This is a genomic window from Limnospira sp. PMC 289.06 (genome assembly GCF_032350395.1).
Classification (GTDB): Bacteria; Cyanobacteriota; Cyanobacteriia; order Cyanobacteriales; family Microcoleaceae; genus Limnospira; species Limnospira platensis.
Map to the genome: position 1 here is coordinate 1,708 of NZ_JARPLC010000254.1, position 581 is coordinate 2,288.

The 581-nt window shown below is 50.6% G+C and carries 1 pseudogene; it reads left to right on the forward strand.

The window, feature by feature from the left end:
- Positions 1 to 581: pseudogene (locus P5674_RS24185) on the forward strand (Ig-like domain-containing protein); the annotation flags it as partial.

Sequence of the window (581 nt, forward strand, 5' to 3'; positions counted from 1 at the left end):
TTCCTAGATGGTAACTCTATCGGTACAGCCACTGCTGACGGGGATGGTAACTGGAGTATCACGAGTGAGGAGCTCAGTGCCGGAATTTTGACAGCTACAGCCACTGATGCTGCGGGTAACACATCTACTGTATCAGAGGATTTCGAGTTAGAGGAACCTGTAGACGAGGAACCCGTAGACGAGGAACCTGTAGAAGAGGAACCTGTAGAAGAGGAACCCGTTGATGAGGAACCTGTTGATGAGGAACCTGTTGATGAGGAACCTGTTGATGAGGAACCCGTTGATGAGGAACCGGTAGACGGTGAAACTCCTGTTGACGGTGAAACTCCCGTAGACGGTGAAACTCCTGTTGATGGTGAAACTCCTGTTGACGGTGAAACTCCTGTTGACGGTGAAACTCCTGTAGACGGTGAAACTCCTGTTGACGGTGAAACTCCTGTAGACGGTGAAACTCCTGTAGACGGTGAAACTCCCGTAGACGGTGAAACTCCTGTAGACGGTGAAACTCCCGTAGACGGTGAAACTCCCGTAGACGGTGAAACTCCTGTTGATGAGGATGAACCCGTAGACGGTGAAACTCA